The organism is Martinezella calliandrae (assembly GCF_030272695.1).
GTDB classification, from domain to species: Bacteria; Pseudomonadota; Alphaproteobacteria; order Rhizobiales; family Rhizobiaceae; genus Rhizobium; species Rhizobium calliandrae.
Genome location: NZ_JARFYN010000005.1, coordinates 1 through 18,354, shown reverse-complemented (window position 1 = coordinate 18,354; position 18,354 = coordinate 1). Strand labels below are relative to the sequence as shown.

Below are 18,354 nucleotides of genomic sequence, written 5' to 3'. Positions count from 1 at the left end.
ACGAAAAGGATGAGACATGAAGTCCCTGGAATTGCTGGTCGAGCGCATCATTCTCTCCAGCCGCTGGATTCTGGTCGTCTTCTATCTCGGCCTGTCGGCCGCACTCGCAATCTATGCCGTCTCGTTCGGCTACAAATTCCTGAAGGTCGTCGCGGGCATCTTCCAGTACGAAGAAGCGGACATGATTCTCGCGATCCTCGGCCTCATCGATGCCGCGCTGGTGGCCAGCCTCATCGTAATGGTGATGATTTCGGGTTATGAAAATTTCGTCAGCCGCTTCGACGAGGCCGATGGTGAAGTCTCCTTCCTGGGCAAACTCGATTCCGGCAGCCTGAAAATCAAGGTTGCCTCCTCGATCGTCGCCATTTCATCGATCCATCTGCTGCAGGTCTTCCTCAACGCTACCCAGTACGAGAACGCCAAGTTGATGTGGCTGACCATCATGCACCTGGCCTTCGTCGTGTCCGCGCTCTTGCTCGGCTTTCTGGAAAGGATCATCATGTCCAAAGCTAAAAGCAAGGACGCCTGAGGTCCGAAAGCGCAACTATTCGCCGACGATCGGCGGCATATCGGGGGTCGGCGCGACAGAGGCTGGCGCCGCGGAGGCCGGCGGTGGCGCGGCACACTCGGCAATCGATTGCTCGTCCTTGCAGTTTCTTGCGGCAACGAGTTGGTCGGCGGCGGCAAGCTGCGTCGTCAACTTCAGCTTCAGCGCATCCATCTGCGCAATAAGATGGATGGAGGTCGGCTGGGTACCGAGCATAAGATCGACCAGCGATTTGTCGATACCCATCTCCTTCAGGAAGGCGACAAGCCTCGCCTTCTGTTGCTTATCAAGCTTGGTCGTGTCGTGCTTACCAACGAATTTGCGCCCGACCTCTCGCTTGGAGAGTATCTTTCGCCTGCCATTCACCGTTTCATATTCGGTGCGGTATTGAACGCGCACTTCACTGTAGGTCGTGGTGATTTGATGAACGCCAAGAAGCGCGAAGGGGCCGGAAACGCGCTCGACGCCGCCGGCAAAAAACAGCGGACAGGCGGAAAAGCAGATGGCGCCGAATGAGTAGGTCTCGCCCTTGATGGAGCCATCCTTTGCGCGGGCAGCCGAACAGATCGGCTCGGCATAGGAACAATCGCGCGAGCGCGTCCTGCCGACCGCGATCGGAAGTCCCCGTTTACGGATGGTGTATGCCATCTCAATAGCCGCCCGGACATCGCCGCCCGGCGAACTGACGACGATCGGCAATTTCCTGTCGCCGAGACGCTTCAGCAGCTTTTGCAACCTCTTCGGCGTATCCGCCATGATCTGCCCTTCGGCTGAGATCCAGTCCGGACAGCTGTTGTCGGCGCGGCACCAGGCCATGTCACCATGCACCAGCAGGAATTCCATGGGCTGACTGACGTCAGAACCGGCTGCCTCAGCGGACGCGAAGGAAAGCAACAGAAGAAGAACTGTCGTCAGGAACCACAAGGTCCGTTGGCAACACCGCGCGGCACGCTGCGGAAAGGTACGAAAGGTCATGCAATATAGGCCTGCAAGCGATTGCTATGGTAAGACCGATAGCAATCACTTTTGACCTTCGCAAGGCAGGTTTTCACGGTCGCTCGTCAGCCGTCGCCCATGGCGATCAGGCTGGCATTGCCGCCGGCGGCCGCCGTGTTCACCGAAATCACCTGTTCGAGCGCAAATCGCTGCAAATAGGCAGGCCCGCCGGCCTTGAAGCCTGTTCCGGAAAGCCCCGAGCCGCCGAAAGGCTGCGTTCCGACCACCGCGCCAATCATATTACGGTTGACATAAACGTTACCGGTATCGAGCGCCTCGGTGACGGTCTTGATCGTCGTTTCGATGCGACTATGGACGCCAAGCGTCAGGCCGTAGCCGGAAGCGGCGATATCGGCCAGGACCTGAGGCAGCTCCTTCGCCTTCCATTTGACGACATGCAGGACGGGACCGAAGACTTCCTTGGTCAGCGCCGCCGGCTTGTCGAGTTCGACGATGTGCGGCGCAAAGAAACTGCCGCTGTTGGGCGCCTTGCCCGCGTAACGGACTTTCTGGGTCTTTTCCATATCGCCGATGTGGGCTTCGAGCATCGCCTTCTGCTTTTCGTCTATGATCGGACCGACATCGGTATCGGCCATGCTGGGATCGCCGAGCTTCAACTCGCGCGCGGCCCCCTCGATCATCTTAGTCATATGCTCGGCGACGTCCTCCTGCAGCATAAGCAGGCGCAACGCCGAGCACCGCTGCCCAGCCGAACGGAAAGCCGACATCACCACATCGTCGGCCACCTGCTCAGCGAGCGCAGTCGCGTCGACGACCATGGCGTTGAGGCCACCGGTTTCGGCAATGAGCGGCACGATCGGGCCATCCTTGGCGGCAAGCGCGCGGTTGATCGCCCAGGCCGTACGGGTCGAGCCGGTGAAGGCCACGCCGGCAAGGGCCGAATGCGCAGTCAGCGCTGCGCCTACATCCGGTCCGCCCGGAACGAACAGCAATACATCTTCCGGCACACCGGCCTGATGGAACAGCTTTACCGCCTCATAGGCGATCAACGGCGTCTGCGGCGCCGGTTTGGCAAGCACGGCGTTGCCGGCGACGAGCGCAGCAGAAATCTGGCCGAGGAAGATCGCAAGCGGGAAATTCCAGGGCGAGATGCAGGCGAACACGCCACGTCCACGCCAGAGATAGCGATTGTCCTCGCCGGTCGGTCCCGGCATTTTCACCGGGCTGGCGAAGAGACGCCGCGCCTCGCTGGCATAGTAACGGCAGAAATCCACCGCCTCGCGGATTTCGGCGATGCCGTCATCCAGCGTCTTGCCTGCTTCCGCCGCAAGCAGTGCCAGCAACCGGTCGCGGTTGGCTTCCATCAGATCCGACATCCTTTCCAGGCAGGCCGCGCGGTCCTCGACCGGCCGACGCGACCATGCCTTGAAACCCTTCGCCGCGGCCGCAAATGCCTGGTCGATATCCGCGGCCGTCGCGTTTCGAACGGAGCCGACCACCTTTCGATGGTCGGCGGGCGAGATGACAGGCGTTTCGGAGCCGGAGGCGTTGCCGCCGGGGATAAGCGGCTTCGCTTGAATGGCGCTCGCATCCTTGCCGATACCCGCCATCAGCGTTTCGAGGCTTTGGCGATGACCGAATTCGAAGCCGGCGCTGTTCCTGCGCTTGCCGTAAAGCTCTGCCGGCATCGGAATTTTGCTGTTGCGGGCGCTGGCACCAACATCGAGCTGCAACTTGATGGCCGGCCGCTCCAGAAGAGCCTTCACCGGCACGTTCTTGTCGCCGGCCATGGCGACGAAGGAGGAGTTGGCACCGTTTTCCAAAAGGCGGCGGACGAGATAGGCGAGCAGGTCGCGATAACCTCCGACCGGCGCATAGATACGGCATGCGACACGGTCGTTTCCGGCGAGCAGGTGGTTGTAGAGGGTCTCGCCCATGCCATGCAGCCGCTGGAACTCGAAACCGGAGCGGTCATCGCCGGCTAGTTCGAGAATGGTCGAAACTGTCAGGGCGTTATGCGTGGCAAATTGCGGAAAGATGCGCGCCCGTTTGTCCAGCATCAGTTTGGCGCATGCCAGATAGGAAAGGTCCGTCGCCTGCTTGCGCGTCCAGACCGGATAGTCCTCAAGTCCGCGCTCCTGCGCGCGCTTGATCTCCGTATCCCAATAGGCACCCTTGACGAGACGCACCATCATCCGGCGGTTATGGACGGCGCAAAGCCGGTCGATATACTCGATCACCGCGGCCGAGCGCTTTTGATAGGCCTGAATGGCGAGCCCAAAGCCATCCCATCCCTCCAGAGATGGATCGGCGAAGACGGCGGCGATGACGTCGAGCGACAGTTCCAGTCGATCGGCCTCCTCGGCATCGACGGTGAAGTTCAGTTGATGGGCCTTCGCCATCTGCGCGAGCTTCAACAGGTCCGGCACGAGTTCCTTCATCACCCGTTCGCGGTGGGTGGCAAGATAGCGCGGATGCAAAGCTGATAGCTTGACGGAAATCCCCATGCGGTCCGGCAGCACTTTGCCCTTGGCATTCTTTGCCATCCAGCCGCCGATCGCCTCGATCGCCATCGCGTAGGACTGGAAATAGCGCTTGGCATCCGCGGCCGTTCTCGCGCCTTCGCCCAGCATGTCGAAGGAATGACGATACCCTTTCTCCTCGCTCTTGGCGGCACGCGACAGCGCATCCTTGATGGTTTCACCGAGGACAAAATGATGACCGAGGAAGCGCATTGCCTGCTTGGTGGCGTTGCGTACCGTCGGCAGGCCGAGCCGCTTGACCAGACCGCGCACGACACCTTCCGGCGTGTCGCCGGGGCGCAGAATACGGGCGGAAACACCGAGCGCCCAGGCGGAGGCCGACACGAACCAGCTATCACCCCTGGCCTCATGCTCGCTCCAGCCGCCCTCCTTCAGCTTGTCCTCGATCAGCTTGTCCTGGGTCAATGCATCCGGCACGCGCAGCAGCGCTTCGGCAAGCACCATCAGCGCCAATCCTTCACGCGTGGAGAGCCCGTATTCGCGCAGAAAATCCTCTACCCCGCCCATCGAGCCGGAATTGTCGCGGATGGCCTCGATCATCCGGCTGGCGCGTTGATCGATCGCCGCATCCTGCCTTTCGGTAAACGACAGATCATTGACAAAAGCATGCAGCAATCGATCGTCATCACCGGAAAATGGTGCGTTAAACTGCGGAAATGCGGGGGAAATCTGGCTCTTCATGGGGTCCTCTCCGTGATTTCGGCAACATAGCTGTTCTTTTCTGGTGTTTTTCACCGAAGTAAGACATCTTATATGGATGTTTCTCTGCAATTTTACGATGGAATAGTGAGAAATGAAGGAACTCGACAGGCTTGACCGCAAGATTCTGCGCGCCCTACAGAAGGAAGGTCGCCTTACCAATATCGAGCTCGCCGAGCAGGTCCACCTTTCACCGACCGCCACGGCCGAACGGGTGAAGCGGCTGACGCGTGACGGCTATATTACCGGCTATATGGCAATCCTCTCGCCGGAGAAGCTCGGTCGCTCGCTGCTCGTCTTCGTGCAGGTCAAACTCGATCGCACCACGCCCGACGTCTTCGATTCATTTTCCGACGCGGTGAAGCGCAGCGACGACGTTATCGAGTGTCATATGGTCGCCGGCGGTTTCGACTATCTCGTCAAGGCGCGGGTGGCCGGCATGGAAGCCTATCGGCAGTTTTTGTCGGAGGTGATTTTGCCGCTGCCGGGCGTGCGCGAGACGCACACTTATGCCGTAATGGAGGAAGTCAAGGGAACGACATTTCTGCCCGTATAGACCACGTTTCGGAAAAGTAATACAAATCAGAACTTTACCATATTAAAACATATGAAAATGGAATTATTTCTGATTGGTGTCGCAAATTTGTCTCTAGCATTCGCCCGCAAATCCGGTATTTGATAGCCCTAACACGCTATGGGCGCTTACATCCAAATGTCCTATATAATCACCGCTGAGAGACAACTGCTGCTTTCTGCCGACTTGGCCACAGCCCGGACGCAAACGGCTTTCGCGCAGGCTTTGGAGCGTGCGAGTTCCGCTTTCGGCTTCAGCCATGCGGCCCTCATCAGCGCTCCGGTTTCCGAAGATTGTCTGCTGACGCCGCTGGTTATCGAAGGCTCGATACCTTCTCAGTTTCTGCGTGATTTTGATCGTCATCAATTGCTCCGCCGTTGCCCCATGCTGATGCGCGTACGGGATTCGGTGATGCCGCGCCCGTGGCATCTGTTGGAAAAAAGTGCAGCTCATGACATAGAGCCGCCCCGCGAGTTGCGCACGCTCTTGATCAACCATAATTGCCCAATGGGCGTTGTCATTCCCGTCAATTCCTCGGACGGACAGCGTCTGGTTTTCTGGTTCATGGGTAACCGGAGCAGCCTTGGCCAGAGCGAGCTCAACGAGCTCACCATGATCATGCTGCAGGGGCTCGACACCTACAATTGCATTAGGCGCAACGACGGTTCCGTACCGCATATGCTTTCGACGCGGGAACTGGAAGTGGTTCGCTGGACGGCGCAAGGAAAGACCTCGGTCGAAATCGGCCAGATCCTTTCCCTCTCCGATCATACGGTCAATGCCTATATGACCAATGCGATCCGGAAGCTCGATTGCGTTAACCGGACTCAGTTGGTCGCCAAAGCCATCCGTCTGAAACTGATAAGTTAATCGTTTTATCAGGCTCCTAATCGTCAGTTCGGTAGAAAATTGCGTCGACCTTAGCGGCGGCGCGTGACTGATCTCGCCGCGCGACGATCGCCCTGCCCTAACGGCCACCGAGGACAGTGCGCATTTCCACCAGATTCGAGCGTACGCGCAGAATATAAAAGCCCATCGTTGCGAGATGGCTGGGCATGATCCAACCGTCTTCGCGCCCATTCGAGATGATGAAAGGCTGGATCCGCAAAGCGGCCTGCAACTGCCTCATAGTGCCGGTCCAAAGCGTGCCGAGATTGCGCTCCGCAATGACCTGTTGGAAATCGGCGCCGACAGCGCTCAGGATGCCATAATAGCCGTAGAGCTGGCCATAGGCGAACCAGAAGCGGTCATCGGCGCGCATATCGAACCAACCGTAATTGTGGTTCTCCGATCGCTCCGCCAGAATATCCGACGTGCTGCCGAGATCATTGGAGACACGATCGATGAATTGCAGCAGGTTGTCGGCACGGCTGTCGAAAACCGCATTGCACGTGCCGAGGTCGGTATTGAACTTGCGCAGGCTGCCGATTGCTGCGCGATAATAGCTCGGCGTCGGCGTCTTCGGACCAAAAGGGCGCATGCCGAAGTACCAGCTCGTTTCGTCGAATTGCAGATTGCCGCGGGCGCTCTGCAGGTCGCTGTTGATGCCGGAAGTGCCACGCACGCGCCCGAGCGTATCGACCAACTCCACCGCCGTGCGCCGCACCGCCTGGTTCACGCCGCGCTGAAAGGCCGCCTTGTTGTCGAGGAAAGGCGTGTCGTCCCAGCTCACGCCGAAAAACCCGAGCTTGAAGAGCAGCATCGAGGAAATCCAGGCATTCTGATTGACGTTGAAATCGATAAGATCGGCGGTGACATCGACAATGCCCGAGGTTTGGCAGGTTTTCGGCGCATTCGCGGCTGCTTGCTGCCCATCGGCTGCCGGCAGCGGCTGTCCTGCCCCGACCTTACGGGTCGCAAACTTGTAAACATCTGGATAGTTGGGGTCGAAGCCGCTCCAGGCCTGCGTCTGCCAGATGAAATAGACATAGAGCGTTGCGATCAGTGCCAGGAAAGCGGCGATCGGCAGCTTGATCAGCCAGTTGCGTTGCCGGTACCAGCCATGGGCGGCAAGAAAGGGCCAGACTATCCAAGCGACGAGAAGCCCGAAGCCGCGCGCTGTGGCACGGCCGATCCGCTTGAAGAACGCAGTGATCATATCAAGCATGAACTCTCCTTTGTTGCGCCGCACGTCCGTCTGACGAGCAAAAGACGCAGTACAACTCGGATCCACGTATAGTTCGAAAAACCGATCCGGACTTTCGGACTACATGCAGCCTACGGCTATTCTCGTTCCAGCAGATATGTGCTCCCGCAGGAGACAGCAACCGGTTGTTGTCTTTTTTCAACTTCGGAAGACGATCAAGTCTCAGTTTCGGTCTCCGCCGACGGCTCGATCGTTGTCGCTGGCGCGGCTGGCGGACGCGGGTCCAACCGCCGCGTGAAGATATCGTCTGCCCGGGCCTTGCGCGCCGCGAGATCGTGGCCCGCAAGGACATTTGCCTCGAAGGTCGCAATCAATGCGGCTACCGGCGCTGATCTTTCGCTGGCGGGCAGAGCTGGTTCGGCTTCGGACATCACAGCCTTCAGCAAAGCAATCCGCTGCTCGATATCGATTGTGAGCTTGCCCGTCATCGCGTTGACGGCGGCGATTTTCGCGTTCAGGACATCAGCCAGTTCCTCGTATATATCGATGAGCCGCTGTAGCGCTGCTCTGCCCGGCTGCAGGGCCCGCTCCTGCCCATGCAAATCCTCCCGTTCGGCAAGCAGCCTGTGATATTCGGCCTCCAATTCGGATCGTGAACCCGCATCGCGAGCCGAAGGGATGCTGCTGCGTCGGTCGGCTATTTTCGGAATTAAGGCATCGGCCTGACGCTGCACCTGCTCGATATCGAAATCAATGTGTCGTCGCCGCTCGATGATCCGCTCGAGATGCGCCTCACATTCGCGAAAGGATCGAACCAGCGCCGGCCGCGCGGTCTTAAATTGCGCGTCGAGGGAGGCTGAAGCGGCCAGTGTCGCCTCGAGATCTGCCGCAATCGACGCCGGCTTGGCATGGCCCTGGCCGATCCTGCGCCCGAGCCCCCCCGAAGTGTCGATCCCGGCCTTTTCATCGAACAGCCGCCGGTGCTGCAAATCAGCTGTTGCGGTTACCAGATCGAGTTCTTTCACCAACGACAGGCTATGGGCTTTCCAACGGTCGAGCAAATCGATCGTCTCGCGCACCAACGCCTCTTCTACCGGGAAATTGATGGTGTCGAGACTTCCGCCGCTCTTGGTGTGGCGGCCGAGCCCGGCATTGGCCGCATTCATGCCTTTGATCGCATTGTCGAGCGTCACCCGCGCCTTGTCGATCTCGCCGTCGAAGGAGTGGACCTTTGCCATGAAAGCGTCTCTCAGTTGCCGTCATTGGCGAGACTAACCGCTTAAATGCGCAAAGAAAATGCCTGACCGCGTAAACCCGCCTTACTTCGCGACAGCCGGGCTCTTCAGATAGGCGATCAGATTGTCGAGATCCTTGTCGCTCTTCAAACCCGGGAAAGTCATCTTCGTGCCTTTCACCAGGAATTGCGGACTGGGCAGGTATTTTCGCAGCAGCGCCTCGTCCCAGACTTTGCCGTCGGCACCGAATGCTTTCATCGCCGGCGAATAATTGTAATCCGGCACGGAGGCCACGGGGCGACCGACAACGCCCATCAGCGACGGCCCGACATGGTTTTCATGCTCGGTCGCCGTGTGGCAGACGGCGCATTTCTTGAAGACTGCCGCCCCGGCGGCTGCGTCACCGTCGGCAAGGGCAGCGGAGGCGGGCAAAAGAACGGCGGCTGCGGCCACCAGACAGCGCAATCTCATAGTTTCTCCCGATCGGACATCTGAAAGCGATCCTTGCCGCGACCATAGAGAAGTTCGCCGCCGCCTGCGGGATGACGCAATGCCGCGGGCACTTCACCCCCTGGCCATCGCCTCCTCCCAATGACGGCGGCAGAGCGAAACATATTTGTCGCTACCGCCGATCTCGATCTGTGCACCCTCGTGCACCACCTTGCCCCGCCCATCGAGGCGCACCAGCATCGTTGCCTTGCGGCCGCAATGGCAGATCGTGCGCACTTCACGCATCTCGTCGGCAATCGTCAGAAGTTCCTGCGAACCCGCAAACAGCTTGCCTTGGAAATCGGTGCGCAGGCCATAAGCCATGACCGGAACCCCAAGGCGATCGACGATGTGGGCAAGCTGCCAGACCTGTTCGCGCGACAGAAACTGCGCCTCGTCGACGAAGACGCAGGCAAGCGGTTCATCTCCGCAGTCTGCGCAGCGATGAGCGCGTCGCGCTCGTCCTCGACTGTCCTGATCTGTTCAAGCAGAAGTTCCAGCCGATCCAGCTCCCGAGCAATCTGCGCTTTCATATGCGTCGGCAAGGCATGCCCGTCGCCAGTCTGCAGTACTTCCAACTGTTGCCGCCGGTCCTTGTTCATTGGCTCGTAATTGGTGATGCCTTGTGAGAACAGCAGTCCCTTTATCCGGTTGATATGGGAGACACGCTCGGCTGTTAGCGCTTTACGCTCCCGGCCAATCCGCCGCCGGTCTTCTTCGTCAGGCGATGGTGCCCGCGCCATAGAGCACACGCGGGGTTCTCCCCTCTTATACGCCATCAGGACCCGAAGCAGCGCCTCACCATCGATGCGATCCGTTTTCACCCGCCGCTGGCGCCGCGATGTTGCGATCGAAGCCGCGTCCACGACATGACTTTCGATCCCCTCCTTCTCTAACACGCGATGGATCCAGAAGCCGTCGAGTCCGGCTTCCTGAATGGTGACGACAGGATAGGCGTCCCCGGTTCTGGCCCGGCATCTATCCCGCAATTTCGAAAGCAGATTGAACAATCCGGCGACGTCTCCTGCCTTCAAAGCGTGCTTCGACATCTTCTCGCCATTCCCCGGCGACAGCGACGTGATCAGCCAGGTCGAACGGCTCAGTTCCAGTGAAATGAAGATCGCGCCAAGATTTGTGTGAATGGCGATCGCGGCTTTTTCGGTCTTGAACATCGGGGCCTCACAATATGGGCGTTAATTTACAGCCATTCATTCTGCAAAAATGGAGGCCGTCGCGCACCCATGGGATCTCCTTAAGGGCTTCATGGGTGCTCCGTTGCCGGAAGGAAAGACGCCCCCGGCGAAAACCACAGGAATTGCGAGAGGCCACCTATTGGGACAAGATCGGCTGGCACATTCGACCGGAAAATGCAGAAGTCGCAATCACCCCCTAGAAACCGGCGCAAATACACTGAGGTCGCTTGAAAATGTCAGTTAATGGTGGTTGCTTGGGAACGCTAGACTGGGAGTTACACAATGATAAAAATGACTTTTACAGCATTTGCTTTCGCTTCAGCTCTCTCCGCGCTGACGCTCGGTGCAACCACAGCTTCCGCCGCTGAAGCGGCAAACTGTGGCACTGTGCATTTCGCCGATGTGGGTTGGACCGATATTACCTCGACCACGGCGACGGCCTCCATTCTTTTGAAGGCCCTCGGCTACGACACCGACATCAAGGTGCTCGCTGTACCGGTGACCTATCAATCGTTGAAGAACAAGGACATCGACGTCTTCCTCGGCAACTGGATGCCCTCCATGGCCGAGAACATCAAGCCGTTCGCCGCAGACAAGTCGGTGGAAACCGTTCGCGCCAACCTAGAGGGCGCCAAGTACACGCTGGCGACCAACGAAAAGGGAACCGCGCTCGGCATCAAGGATTTCAAGGATATTGCTGCCCACAAGGACGATCTTGACGGCAAGATCTACGGCATCGAGCCGGGCAATGACGGCAACCGCCTGGTTATCGACATGGTCGACAAGAACACCTTCGGCCTGAAGGGCTTCGAAGTGGTCGAATCCTCCGAGCAGGGCATGCTCGCCCAGGTTTCGCGCGCAGACAAGGAAGGCAAGCCGATCATTTTCCTCGGCTGGGCTCCGCATCCCATGAACAACACCTACAGGATGACCTATCTCACCGGCGGTGACGACATCTTCGGACCGAATTTCGGCGGCGCAACCGTCTACACCAACGTCCGGGCAGGCTACCTGCAGGAGTGCCCGAATGTCGGCGCCTTCGTCAAAAACCTCGTCTTCTCGTTGCCGATGGAAAACGACATCATGGGCAAGATCCTGAACGAGAACAAGGACCCTGAAGTGGCCGCCACGGAATGGCTCAAAGCCAATCCGGCGGCGATCACCCCCTGGCTCGCCGGCGTCAACACCAAGGACGGCAAAGACGGGCTCGCGGCAGTCAAGGCCAAGCTCGGCCTGTAGCATCCAAGGATAAGGGGCGGCTCAACCGCCCCTTTCTCTTGCCTGAACGAGAGACTGCTTCCCTCCTATTGCGCTACAGATCGGGGCAGCGGCCCGCCTGGCGCCATAGGCCGTTATTCTCCGGCGGCCCTATCCGGAACCATATGAGACGTCCGGGATAGCCGCCCCAATGGTGGGCAAAGACGTGAACTGGTTAACCGACTATCGCATCCCTATCGGTCCATGGGCCAAGGCCGTCGTGGATTGGCTGACGAGCAATGTTACATGGTTTTTCGACGGACTTTCCTTCGTCGTCGCGCATGTGATCACCGCGCTGCTGTTTGTGCTGCAAGCGCCGCATCCATTGATCGTCGTCGTCGTTTTTGCGGCCATTGCCTACTGGCTGCGCCGGAGCATTCCGGTCGCGGCTCTGACCTTGTTTGGCCTGCTGATCACCATCAATCAGGGCTATTGGAAGGAAACGACGGAGACGCTGGCGCTGGTGCTGGCCTCGACCTTCGTCAGCATGCTTGTCGGTGTCCCCCTCGGCATCGCTGCGGCCCGCCGCCCCTGGCTCTATGCCTTCATGCGCCCGGTTCTCGATCTGATGCAGACCATCCCGACCTTCGTCTATCTGGTGCCGGCGATGATCCTGCTTGGCCTAGGCATGGTCCCGGGCCTGGTCGCTACCGTGGTCTTCGCCATCCCCGCACCGATCCGCATGACCCGTCTTGGCATCATCTCGACGCCGCCTTCTCTCGTCGAAGCCGCTGAATCTTTCGGCGCGACGCAGCGGCAGGTGCTGCGCAAGGTCGAGCTCCCCTTCGCCACGCCGCAGATCATGGCCGGCCTGACGCAGACGATCATGCTCTCGCTCTCCATGGTGTCCATTGCCGCCCTCGTCGGGGCACCTGGCCTCGGCGTGCCGGTGCTGCGCGCGTTGAATAACGTCAACGTCGCCAAGAGCTTCGATTCCGGCGCCTGCATCGTCATCCTGGCGATCATTCTCGACCGCATGTTCCGTGCCCCCGGCGAAGGAGAACAATCATGACCACCGCCGTCGGCTTCAAGAATGTCAGCATCATTTTCGGGGATCGTCCCGATACGGCGCTTAAACTCGTCGATGCGGGTAAGTCCCGTGACGAGATCAGCAAAACGACTGGCCTTGTGCTCGGCGTCGCCAATGCCACGCTCGAAATCGAGGAGGGCGAAATCCTGGTGCTCATGGGCTTGTCCGGCTCCGGCAAGTCGACGCTGCTTCGCGCCGTCAACGGCCTGGCGCCGGTGGTGCGCGGCGATGTCGTCGTCAACAGCAAGACAGGGCCGGTCAACCCCTATAGCTGCAGCCCCAAGGCACTGCGAAACCTGCGCATGCACACCGTCTCGATGGTGTTCCAGCAGTTCGCGCTGCTGCCCTGGCGCACCGTCGCCGATAATGTCGGCTTCGGATTGGAGCTTGCCGGCGTGACGGAAGCCGAGCGCAAGAAGCGTGTCGACGAACAATTGCAGCTCGTCAACCTGACCCAATGGGCCGGCCGCAAGGTCAACGAACTCTCCGGCGGCATGCAACAGCGCGTCGGCCTCGCGCGCGCCTTTGCCACGGGCGCACCGATCCTGCTCATGGACGAGCCGTTTTCGGCGCTCGATCCGCTGATTCGCACCCGCCTGCAGGACGAGCTTCTGGAATTCCAGCGCCGCCTCAAGCGGACGATCCTCTTCGTCAGCCATGATCTCGACGAAGCCTTCCGCATCGGCAACCGCATCGCCATCATGGAGAGCGGACGCATCATCCAGTGCGGCACGCCGCAGGAAATCGTCAAGAACCCCGCCGATCAATATGTTGCCGACTTCGTGCAGCACATGAACCCGATCAGCATGTTGACCGCCCGCGATGTCATGCAGCAGGGCCTGGGCCACTCCGCAACAGGCGGCTCGGTCACCGCGACCGCAACGGTCACGACGCCGCTCGTCGAGATTCTCGACGCGCTGACACGCCAGCCGGGCAATATCGGTGTCGTCGACAACGGCGCGATCATCGGCACGATTTCCGCCCAGGACGTCGTGGCCGGCCTCACCAGCCACCGGCGGAAAGATTAGGTTCCAACGCCCCTCCGCCTCCAGGAGGGGCTTTTACATACTCTCATCCGACCTACTCCTCAAAGCGGCTCGTGGCATCGCGATCGCGCTCGTATCGTCTCGCGAGTGGAAACGGCGGCAACCATGACTCGCGACGGACAGTCCAGAGTTCGTAGGTTGGCCTCAGCTGGTCGGGGGCATCGAGGGATCCCAGGCTTACTTCGATTTCATCCGCGCTGCGTGCGAAAACAGACGAGCCGCAGCATCGACAAAAAGACCGCCCGGCATAGACGCCGGTTTCGCCTTCGATCGTCACCGCATCCTGAGGGAAGATCGCCGAAGCGTGAAAAAGGGCGCCATGATGTTTTCGGCAGTCGAGACAGTGACAAATGCCGACCCGGTACGGGCGTCCCGACGCCACGATTTTGACGTTGCCGCACAGGCAACCACCCGTAAAGCGATCCATATTGCCTCTCCTCTAAGAGCCTCACTCGAAAAGAATTCAATAAACATAGTACCTTGCGAGCCTACGGGTGAGAATTCGGATGTCGGCGATGAGCATCCAGGCTTCGGCGCAAGCGATTGATTTTTCCCACTCGATCGTCAACAGGCTAAGTTTCGCATTGTTACTATTGAGCTTTCTGGTGAGGCTCCGAACCCATACCAACTGCGATACCACCAGGGTCAAGGGGCTGGATTCGCGGATTCTGTTCAGCGACCCTCCGGCTATAAGCGAGTTCAACATCATAAACGAGCGTCGGGATAAAGCAGGCTGAAAGAGGTCGAAGCTACACCCCTTAACCCGCATTTCTCACACTCGCTGGAAAGGGCCGACACGCCGCCTGAGCGCTGCCTTAGGTGTGAGAAATGCGGGTTAAACCTGTCACCGCCCATTCCAAAAGAGCACAATGCCGGCATGGCGGCGGACAGGTAGCTCAGCTTTCCCAATATGCCTTGAGCGCAGAGGTGAAGGTCTGAAAGTTCGCCGTAGGCCAGCACGCCGATGAACTGTCCCGTACAAGCCAATATAAATCATTGGCGCAGGCGAGCTTCGACACGTCGGCATTCACGATCCAGTTGTAGCAGGCAGGCCACGAACATGTCGCCGTAGTTATCCATTCGGGAAGGCGGTGGCGCACCGCCTTCGACCAGCGCTTTTCCTCGCTGCGGTTTTTTGGCAGGGCTTCGCCGTCCTCGCCGACAAGGTCGGGCGCGATGGCGCGAATGTCATAGGTCAGGTCCACGTCCTCGGAAAAGCGCCGAATGACGCCATAAGCCTTGGACAGGGAGGTGCCGCCCTTGAACACCAGGTGCGCGCCGATGTCCGATCCGAACAAGGTCGCCAACGCCCAGACGACCCACACATCCTTTTCGAGAAGATACGCCGGGCGGCCGGATCGATCGGCGGCGATGCGCAGGGCCTCACGGCGGTCCTCGACCGGCAGGGAGAGAAAGGCGTCAGCCATAGGCGGCCTTTCCCACGTTCCGTGCGAGCCACGTCGGAAGCTGCGGCGCGGCGGCCACCAGCTCGCCGAAGACGCCTGGCGGCATCTTCCGCTTCAGCGTCATGAGCGCCTCCTCGGCTTTGTCGGGACCCAGCCATGCGAGCGCGCGCACCGCTTCGCCCGCCGGCCGGCTTCCCAAGGTCAACTGCCAGCGCGGCGCGTGGCGCAGCTCCACGACCTGCTTGCCGAGGCTCATCTTCCGGCTGCGGCCCGAAGTCAGATAGACCGACCGAACCGGCACCTGCGTCGTCAGGCCAAGGGCGTTGGCCGCGGCCGCCCCATTCGAGACAATGACCTCGCCCCGCTGGGCGGCAAGCGCCTCAACAGCCTGTTCGACCGAAGGCGCTCGCGTGCCGAACCGCGACGTGATCGGGCGGAGGTAGACTCCCCGTCCGGCACGGATGAGCTGCCCGCGCTCGGCCAGACGCGACAAGGCCTGGTCCACCGCAGCGCGATTGCCGAGGTGGAGCAAGCTCTTAGCAGATATGGGCGCCCCTTCGGACTGCCTCTCCGCATATGCCAGAATCTGTTCGCTCAGATGCGACATGGCCATTCTCCTGTTAGAAAGATAAGCGGTTTTCTGACAGTTTGCAACCTAATGCCCAGGACACCGAAGGCTCCGGAAATTGGGAGTCAGGCAGACCAGCCGCACCCCGTGGCTAGGGCAGCTTGGACGAAGCTGTCTCAGATCCGAGGATTGCGCTAAGATTGCGGGCCTCCTTCGCCGAGTCTGGCGGCGAGGAACGAGACAGGTGGAGGCCGGACATGCCGACGATCACCCTCTCCGCCACGCCCAAAGGCAATGGCTTCCAAGCGACGGTGACCTTCCCGGGCGACGGCGTTTCGATCAGCTCGGCCGAAACCTATCCGACGATCGCTGAAGCCTTGACCGCCGCTGCGCTCAAACTGCTCGACATGCCCGAACGCCTGGAGGCGATGGATCGCCCGGAGCCCCTGGCAGCTCGGTAAATCGAGGCTGACCGCTCACCTGAAAGCCGGAAACCCACCGATGCGGGACGACGGATCATCGGAGGGGAAAGCCTTCCCCCTGATCGGCGCCGCGGTCGCCGACGCACCCCCTTCTGCGGGGGAATCCTCGCAACGCCCCTTGAGAGTGAGAGGACGGACCGGCTTCGCCGTGACGGGTTGAGGGTTGGAGGAGAGGCCTCCGGCGCCCGTCATGGAGACTAGCCATGACCCATGTGGAGATTCAGGACGCCGCTCGCGACCGCGCTGGCGGCTACAAGGTGGATGTGAGCCGCGGCGAGCGGATCGGCCGCGTATCGTCGGAATGGTTCTCGCGGCCGGCGGACGAGCGCTACCTGTCCCTGTCGGACCTCTATGCCGCCGTCCGCGGCCGGACCGAGCGGAGCCGCACCCGAACCGTCGAGAGCGCGGCGATCCGGGTCGAGGCGAGCCGCGACGATGCCGAGCGCCTGTCGCTGATGCTGCCCGGGTCCGACGCGCCGATCGCCCCCACCCATTGGAGCTTCGGTCAGCTTGCCGGCCTGGTCGGCGCGCCGGCGGCTTATCTGCGCCAGCTTCCGGCGCCACTCGCCGGAATCAACCTCCAATACGGGCTGACCTCCCATCGTGCCGAGCAGGTGAAGACACTTGAGATCGAAGACGGACGCGTCGAACTGCGCGCCGTCACTGGGCCCGACTATGGCCGCATCTTCGACCACGAGCTGGTCGCGGCCGTGCAGCGGATCGCCGGAAATGGCACGGGCGATACCCGCTGGAAGGTGCCTGACGTGCTCGACTGGTCGACGGGGATCTACAATCCGCGCGTCGATATCACCCAGGACACGACCACGCTCTACGCGTCCGATCGCGACGTCTTCCTCTTCCTGGTCGACGATCTGAACCCGATCGAGGCAGGGCGGCTACCCGACGGCTCGCCCGACCTCTACTTCCGCGGCTTCTATTGCTGGAATTCCGAGGTGGGCGCGAAGACGCTCGGCATGGCGAGCTTTTATCTCCGCGCCGCTTGCCAGAACCGGAATTTGTGGGGCGTCGAGGATTTCGAGGAGATCACCATCCGTCACTCGAAATACGCCGCTTCCCGCTTCGCGCATGAGGCCGCGCCGGCGCTGACCCGCTTCGCCAATTCCTCGCCGCTCCCCTTCGTCAACGGCATCAGAGCGGCGCGGGAAAAGATCGTCGCCCGCTCCGACGAGGACCGCAGCGACTTCCTGCGCAAGCGCGGCTTCTCCAAGGCCGAGACGGCGAAGATCATTGAGACCGTCTTGGCCGAAGAAGGCCGCAAGCCCGAGAGCGTCTTCGACTTCGTGCAGGGCATCACCGCGGTCGCGCGGGATAAGACTCAGCAGGACGCGCGGCTCGACCTGGAGGCGCGGGCCAAGAAGCTGCTCGATCGGGCGGCCTGAGTCCCGGAAAGCCGGAGATGCGGAAAGGCGTGTCTCCGGCTTTCAGCCGATGCCGGCTAATTGGGAGTCGAAGGTGCGCTAATTGGAAGTCGTCGGTTCCGCGGCGCTGCCCTCCAGAGTGAGAGGGCGGCGCTGCGCTTCTTGACGAGTTGATGCCGAGAGAGAGGCTTTCGGCGCTCGTCGCGCAGTACATCCCGATGGCTACCACCGTTCAGAAGATCACCCTCTCGCCCTCGCGCGACATCCCCTTCAACAAGCTCTTGCTCTCCCAGTCGAACGTCCGGCGCGTGAAGGCTGGCGTCTCGGTCGAGGAGCTGGCCGACGATATCCCCCGCCGCGGCCTCCTGCAGGGACTCAGCGTGCGCGCTGTCGTCGATCAGGCCGGCGTCGGGACCGGCATGTTCGAGATCCCGGCCGGTGGGCGGCGCTACCGGGCATTGGAGCTGCTCGTGAAGCAGAAGCGCTTCGCCAAGACCGCGCCGGTGCCGTGCATCGTTCGCGACAGCGGTATCGCAGAGGAGGATTCGCTCGCCGAGAATCTCCAGCGCGCGCCGCTCCATCCGCTCGACCAGTTCCGCGCCTTCCTCGCGTTGCGCGAAAAGGGCCAGTCCGAAGAGGAGATCGCCGCCGCCTTCTTCGTCTCGGTCAACGTGGTGAAGCAGCGGCTGAAGCTCGCGTCCGTCTCGCCCGCCTTGCTCGACGTCTATGCCGAAGACGGTATGACCCTCGACCAGCTCATGGCCGTGCGACGTGAAGTTGCGTGAGTGATTGTTTTACGGGTGATCCTTGGACCGCCCGATAGAACCTGTCGTTCCTCCGGCAGTAGCCTAGGGATACAGGCA

Annotated in this window: 15 protein-coding genes and 5 pseudogenes; 9 read left to right on the top strand and 11 right to left on the bottom strand. The window is 60.6% G+C overall.

Going from position 1 to position 18,354, the window contains the following annotated elements:
* Positions 1-16 precede the first annotated feature (16 nt).
* A complete protein-coding gene (locus PY650_RS05125; RefSeq protein ID WP_285877967.1) occupies positions 17-529 on the top strand; it encodes a TIGR00645 family protein in 513 nt (170 codons plus the stop codon).
* Between the two features lie 15 nt (positions 530-544).
* Here PY650_RS05125 and PY650_RS05120 read toward each other — a convergent pair whose 3' ends face one another.
* Together PY650_RS05120 and putA are read right to left on the bottom strand one after the other, a co-directional pair.
* Positions 545-1,522, bottom strand: a complete 978-nt coding sequence (locus tag PY650_RS05120; protein ID WP_285877966.1) for a COG3904 family protein — start codon at positions 1,520-1,522, stop codon at positions 545-547.
* A gap of 86 nt (positions 1,523-1,608) precedes the next feature.
* The gene (putA, locus tag PY650_RS05115; RefSeq protein ID WP_285877965.1) at positions 1,609-4,728 is read right to left on the bottom strand and encodes a bifunctional proline dehydrogenase/L-glutamate gamma-semialdehyde dehydrogenase PutA; all 3,120 of its coding nucleotides are present in this window, start codon (positions 4,726-4,728) and stop codon (positions 1,609-1,611) included.
* A gap of 112 nt (positions 4,729-4,840) precedes the next feature.
* On the opposite strand from putA, the gene PY650_RS05110 reads away from it, so the two are divergent.
* Together PY650_RS05110 and PY650_RS05105 are read left to right on the top strand one after the other, a co-directional pair.
* Positions 4,841-5,302, top strand: coding sequence for an Lrp/AsnC ligand binding domain-containing protein (locus PY650_RS05110; RefSeq protein WP_133705183.1), 462 nt, complete (start codon positions 4,841-4,843; stop codon positions 5,300-5,302).
* Positions 5,303-5,458: 156 nt separating this feature from the next.
* On the top strand, positions 5,459-6,190 hold the full coding sequence (locus tag PY650_RS05105; RefSeq protein WP_285877964.1) for a helix-turn-helix transcriptional regulator: 732 nt from the start codon (positions 5,459-5,461) through the stop codon (positions 6,188-6,190).
* Positions 6,191-6,287: 97 nt separating this feature from the next.
* Here the strand turns inward: PY650_RS05105 and PY650_RS05100 are convergent, their stop codons facing one another.
* The 5 genes and pseudogenes from PY650_RS05100 to PY650_RS05080 all read right to left on the bottom strand — a co-directional run.
* Entirely contained in the window at positions 6,288-7,427 is a 1,140-nt protein-coding gene (locus tag PY650_RS05100) for a DUF2333 family protein (RefSeq protein WP_285877963.1), read from the bottom strand.
* Positions 7,428-7,621: 194 nt separating this feature from the next.
* Complete coding sequence (locus tag PY650_RS05095) at positions 7,622-8,644, bottom strand: hypothetical protein (protein WP_285877962.1); 1,023 nt, start codon at positions 8,642-8,644, stop codon at positions 7,622-7,624.
* 81 nt (positions 8,645-8,725) lie between these two features.
* Complete coding sequence (locus tag PY650_RS05090) at positions 8,726-9,112, bottom strand: c-type cytochrome (protein WP_285877961.1); 387 nt, start codon at positions 9,110-9,112, stop codon at positions 8,726-8,728.
* 93 nt (positions 9,113-9,205) lie between these two features.
* Positions 9,206-9,559, bottom strand: a pseudogene (locus PY650_RS05085) (thymidine kinase); the annotation flags it as partial.
* Positions 9,526-10,302: pseudogene (locus tag PY650_RS05080) on the bottom strand (transposase); the annotation flags it as partial. The pseudogenes PY650_RS05085 and PY650_RS05080, both read right to left, overlap by 34 nt.
* A gap of 303 nt (positions 10,303-10,605) precedes the next feature.
* On the opposite strand from PY650_RS05080, the gene PY650_RS05075 reads away from it, so the two are divergent.
* The 3 genes from PY650_RS05075 (at position 10,606) to choV (ending at position 13,638) form a co-directional block, all read left to right on the top strand.
* A complete protein-coding gene (locus PY650_RS05075; protein WP_285877960.1) occupies positions 10,606-11,562 on the top strand; it encodes a choline ABC transporter substrate-binding protein in 957 nt (318 codons plus the stop codon).
* 172 nt (positions 11,563-11,734) lie between these two features.
* On the top strand, positions 11,735-12,592 hold the full coding sequence (gene choW, locus PY650_RS05070) for a choline ABC transporter permease subunit (protein WP_285878115.1): 858 nt from the start codon (positions 11,735-11,737) through the stop codon (positions 12,590-12,592).
* Positions 12,589-13,638, top strand: coding sequence for a choline ABC transporter ATP-binding protein (choV, locus tag PY650_RS05065; protein ID WP_285877959.1), 1,050 nt, complete (start codon positions 12,589-12,591; stop codon positions 13,636-13,638). Before choW ends, choV begins: the two co-directional genes overlap by 4 nt.
* A gap of 52 nt (positions 13,639-13,690) precedes the next feature.
* On the opposite strand, the gene PY650_RS05060 is transcribed toward choV, so the two are convergent.
* From PY650_RS05060 to PY650_RS05040, 4 genes and pseudogenes are all read right to left on the bottom strand, one after another.
* Complete coding sequence (locus PY650_RS05060; protein WP_285877958.1) at positions 13,691-14,083, bottom strand: GFA family protein; 393 nt, start codon at positions 14,081-14,083, stop codon at positions 13,691-13,693.
* A gap of 36 nt (positions 14,084-14,119) precedes the next feature.
* Positions 14,120-14,224 (bottom strand): annotated as a pseudogene (locus tag PY650_RS05055) (IS5/IS1182 family transposase); the annotation flags it as partial.
* Between the two features lie 505 nt (positions 14,225-14,729).
* A pseudogene (locus tag PY650_RS05045) lies at positions 14,730-15,083 on the bottom strand (nucleotidyl transferase AbiEii/AbiGii toxin family protein); the annotation flags it as partial.
* Positions 15,076-15,669 carry a DUF6088 family protein gene (locus tag PY650_RS05040; RefSeq protein WP_285877957.1) on the bottom strand — a complete coding sequence of 198 codons (594 nt, stop codon included), beginning with the start codon at positions 15,667-15,669 and terminating at the stop codon, positions 15,076-15,078. The gene PY650_RS05040 and the pseudogene PY650_RS05045, both read right to left, overlap by 8 nt.
* 218 nt (positions 15,670-15,887) lie before the next feature.
* On the opposite strand from PY650_RS05040, the gene PY650_RS05035 reads away from it, so the two are divergent.
* The 3 genes and pseudogenes from PY650_RS05035 to PY650_RS05025 all read left to right on the top strand — a co-directional run.
* The gene (locus tag PY650_RS05035) at positions 15,888-16,091 is read left to right on the top strand and encodes a hypothetical protein (RefSeq protein WP_285877956.1); all 204 of its coding nucleotides are present in this window, start codon (positions 15,888-15,890) and stop codon (positions 16,089-16,091) included.
* Between the two features lie 224 nt (positions 16,092-16,315).
* Positions 16,316-17,512, top strand: coding sequence for a DUF932 domain-containing protein (locus tag PY650_RS05030; protein ID WP_285877955.1), 1,197 nt, complete (start codon positions 16,316-16,318; stop codon positions 17,510-17,512).
* Between the two features lie 197 nt (positions 17,513-17,709).
* A pseudogene (locus PY650_RS05025) lies at positions 17,710-18,255 on the top strand (ParB/RepB/Spo0J family partition protein); the annotation flags it as partial.
* Positions 18,256-18,354 lie beyond the last annotated feature (99 nt).